The 4,236-nt window shown below is 59.5% G+C and carries 3 protein-coding genes; 1 reads left to right on the forward strand and 2 read right to left on the reverse strand.

Annotation, left to right across the window (positions count from 1 at the left end; all coding sequences use genetic code 11):
• Positions 1 to 503 (reverse strand): isoprenoid biosynthesis glyoxalase ElbB (gene elbB / locus AACR14_RS13215; RefSeq protein WP_019446518.1); only part of this gene is annotated, 503 nt, incomplete at its 3' end.
• Positions 504 to 903: 400 nt separating this feature from the next.
• On the opposite strand from elbB, the gene polA reads away from it, so the two are divergent.
• The gene (gene polA / locus AACR14_RS13220) at positions 904 to 3,669 is read left to right on the forward strand and encodes a DNA polymerase I (RefSeq protein ID WP_019446519.1); all 2,766 of its coding nucleotides are present in this window, start codon (positions 904 to 906) and stop codon (positions 3,667 to 3,669) included.
• Between the two features lie 88 nt (positions 3,670 to 3,757).
• On the opposite strand, the gene AACR14_RS13225 is transcribed toward polA, so the two are convergent.
• Positions 3,758 to 4,236: gamma carbonic anhydrase family protein (locus AACR14_RS13225; protein WP_019446520.1), on the reverse strand; the 479-nt coding region annotated here is incomplete at its 5' end.

Genomic DNA, 4,236 nt, shown 5'->3' on the forward strand with positions numbered 1-4,236 from the left:
CCCATCGCCTCGATGGCGTTGGCGGTGCCTTCGTCATGGCCGATGGTCGCCAGCGTCCCGGCGCCATAGATCAGCGGGATCATGGCGGGGGCGATGCAGATATAGGCGGCTGGTTTGTTGGCGTTGGCAAAGCTCTGGCACGCTTTCAGCACATCGGGCTGGATCTGGCACTCGGCCCCCTTGATAGCGAAGTCACACAGGTTCTTGGCCGCGCCAAAGCCGCCGGGCACCAGCAGCGCGTCGTAATCGGCCGCATCCAGCTCGGCCACATCCTTTATCTGGCCACGGCAGATGCGGGCCGCTTCGACCAGCACATTGCGGCTCTCTCCCTCGCTCACTTCACCGGTCAGGTGGTTGATGACATGGAGTTGCGACACGTTCGGGGCGAAGCACTGGACAGCGGCTCCCTGACGGGCCAACGCCAGCAGGCTGATGACAGCCTCGTGGATTTCGGCCCCGTCAAAGACACCGCAGCCACTCAAAATCACGGCCACTTTTTTCATGGCAAACTCCTCGTTGTTGAAAATGTGAGCCAGGATGGATTGTTGTACTTTTGTATGGTTATCGCTCTCCCTCCGCTGGTCAAGTCATCTTGCTGTGCTAGGATTGTTTCGTTTTGGATCCTGCCGTACCTACTCCCTTAAATCTTTTTCCACATTGATCGAGATCATTCTAACTGTCTTGCGATCGGTTTTTACATTCTCAATACATTGTTTTTAATGGCTTTTTATATTCTTATGCACAGTTTTATCACTGTGCGCTCTGATGCGCCCCATTTCTGAACACAGAGTTATCCACAGATTGAGTCCCTTTATCGGGCGCTGTGTGCTGTTGCTGCGCCCCTTGGTGTGAGGGGGGCCCTGTGGCATCCTAGCGGCTGTTTATCTCTGGCAGGACGATTTCATGGCCCCTAGCAACCCCCTTATTCTGGTCGACGGCTCCTCGTATCTTTACCGCGCCTTCTTCGCCTCCCAGCAGGCCGATCTGCGCACATCGACCGGTTTGCCGAGCGGCGCCGTCCGTGTCATGGCCAACATGATGCGCAGCCTGCGCAAGCAATATCCTGACTGTCATGTGGCCGTGGTGTTTGATGCCAAGGGCAAGACCTTCCGCGATGACATCTATCCCGAGTACAAGGCGACCCGTGCCAGCATGCCGGACGATCTGCGCAGCCAGGTTGCCCCTATCCACCAGATGATCAAGGCGATGGGTTTCCCCTTCCTGATGGTGGAGGGGGTGGAGGCCGACGACGTGATCGGCACCCTGGCCCGCCAGGCGACCGAGAAGCAGCTGCCGGTGCTGATCAGCACCGGTGACAAGGATATGGCACAGCTGGTCTCCGACCATGTCACCCTGATCGACACCATGAAAGATGTGAAGACCGATCGGGAAGGGGTGATCGAGAAGTTTGGCGTACCGCCCGAGCTCATCATCGACTATCTGGCCCTGATGGGTGACAAGGTCGACAACATTCCCGGTATGACCGGTGTCGGCGAGAAGACCGCACTGGCTCTGCTGCAGGGGATTGGCAGCATCGACGAGATTGCCGCCAACCTGGACAAGGTAGCTGCGCTCGGTTTCCGTGGCTCCAAGGCGTTCGCCGACAAGTTCCGCGAGCAGGAGGAGCAGGTTCGTCTCTCCTATCGACTGGCGACCATCAAGACCGATGTCGAGCTGGAGCAGAGTCTGGAAGAGCTGTTGCTCAAGCCGGTCGACAAGGAGTCCCTGCTGGCGGTCTATCGCGAATACGAGCTGCGCAACCTGATCAAGGAGCTGGAATCCGGTGGTGAAGAGGGCAGCGAGATTGCCGGACAAGACGAGGCTGGCGATGAGAGCGCCGCTCCGGTTGCCGCCATCGAAACCGACTACCGCTGCATTCTGGACGAAGCCGAGTTTGACGGCTGGCTGGAACAGTTGAAAGCGGCACCGCTGTTTGCCTTCGATACCGAAACCACCAGTCTCGACTATATGGAGGCGCGGATCGTCGGCGTCTCCTTCGCGGTTGAACCGGGCAAGGCTGCTTATGTGCCGTTTGGCCACGACTATCTTGGGGCACCGGTACAGCTGAGCGAGGCCGTGGTGTTGGGCAAGCTCAAACCGCTGCTGGAAGATCCGACCCGTCTCAAGGTGGGACAGAACCTCAAGTACGATCGCAACGTGCTGCTTAACCATGACATCGACCTGCAGGGCATTGCCTACGACACCATGCTCGAGTCCTACGTGCTCAACTCCACCGCCAGCCGCCACGATATGGATTCGCTGGCCAAGCGTTACCTCGGGGTTGAGACCACCTCCTTTGAAGATATCGCCGGCAAAGGAGTGAAACAGCTCACCTTCAACCAGATCGAGTTGGAGCAGGCGGCCCCCTATGCGGCGGAAGATGCCGATATCACCCTGCGTCTGCACCAGACCCTGTGGGGTCAGCTGGAGGCCGTGCCGGGCCTTGCCAAGGTATTCAGCGAGATCGAACTGCCGCTGCTGCCAGTGCTGGCGCGGATGGAGTTGCTCGGCACCACCATCGATCCCAAGCTGCTGCACCAGCAGAGCCAGGAGATCGAGCTGCGGTTGGCGGAGCTGGAGAAGCAGGCCCATGAGCTGGCTGGACAGGAGTTCAACCTCTCCTCGCCCAAGCAACTGGGGGAGATCCTCTTCACCAAGCTGGGGTTGCCGATCATCAAAAAGACCCCCAAGGGAGCGCCATCCACTGCGGAAGAGGTGCTGGCCGAGCTGGCGGAGACCTATGAGCTGCCGCAACTGCTGATGGAACATCGCGGTCTGGCCAAGCTCAAGTCCACCTACACCGACAAGCTGCCGCTGATGATCAAGCCCCGGACCGGGCGGGTGCACACCTCCTATCATCAGGCGGTAGCGGCTACGGGCCGTTTGTCATCATCTGATCCCAACCTGCAGAACATCCCGGTGCGCAACGAGCAGGGGCGCCGGATCCGTCAGGCCTTCATCCCGAGCGCCGGTTACAAGCTGGTGGCGGCGGACTACTCCCAGATCGAGCTGCGCATCATGGCGCACCTTTCCGGTGACAAGGGGCTGCTGACCGCCTTTGCCGAGGGCAAGGATATCCACAAGGCGACTGCTGCCGAGGTGTTCGGCGTGGCGCTCGATGCGGTCACCACCGATATGCGCCGCAGTGCCAAGGCGATCAACTTCGGCCTCATCTATGGCATGAGTGCCTTTGGTCTGGCCAAGCAGTTGGGTATCGGCCGTGCCGAGGCGCAGAAGTACATGGATCTCTACTTCGAACGCTACCCGGGCGTGCTGGAGTATATGGAGCGTACCCGCCAGCAGGCGGAAGCCCAGGGCTATGTCGAGACCCTGTTTGGCCGTCGCCTCTATCTGCCGGATATCAAGTCCCGCAACGCCGGTCTGCGCAAGGCAGCCGAACGGGCCGCCATCAACGCACCCATGCAGGGTACGGCTGCCGACATCATCAAGCGCGCCATGATCAACGTGGACAGCTGGATCCGCGGTATCGAGGATGAGTCGATCCGCATGCTGATGCAGGTACACGATGAACTGGTGTTCGAGATCCGCGAAGAGAAGCTGGAGGAGTACACCGCCATCATCAAGGAGAAGATGTCGGCCGCTGCCGAACTGCATGTGCCGCTGCTGGTTGAAGCGGGTACCGGTGATAACTGGGATCAGGCCCACTGATTTCCGGTCAGCCGTTCTGCACGGCTATATAGCTATATAAGAAGCGAAGCCCGGCATCATGCCGGGTTTCCTGTTTCTGCCAGCCCTATCAGGTCTCTTGCCGATACTCATCCTTGAGCAGGACATAGTTGTCGGCCGAGGTCTTGAGGAAGGCGATCTCGGCGGGCTTGAGTGGGCGAGCCTGTTTGACGGGATTCCCTATATATAGAAAGCCCGACTCGAGTCGCTTGCCCGGTGGCACCAGCGAACCTGCGCCGATCATCACATCATCTTCAACCACGACGCCATCAAGCAGAATGGCACCCATGCCGACCAGCACCCGGTTGCCGATGGTGCAGCCGTGCAGCATCGCCTTATGGCCGACCGTGACATCCTCACCGATCAGCAGCGGATAGCCGGTCGGGTTGCTGGTGCTCTTGCGGGTCAGGTGCAATACGGTGCCGTCCTGAATATTGCTGCGGGCGCCGATGCGGATATGGTTCACATCCCCCCGTGCCGCCACCATGGGCCAGATGCTGGCATCATCGGCCAGTTCGATATCGCCTACCAGTGTCGCGCAGGGATCTA

It is taken from the genome of Aeromonas sp. 159 (assembly GCF_963862045.1).
Classification (GTDB): Bacteria; Pseudomonadota; Gammaproteobacteria; order Enterobacterales; family Aeromonadaceae; genus Aeromonas; species Aeromonas veronii.

Bases quoted from the DNA above. Each gene is read 5' to 3' on its own strand.
- polA (WP_019446519.1), top strand. From the start codon at position 904: ATGGCCCCTAGCAACCCCCTTATTCTGGTCGACGGCTCCTCGTATCTT.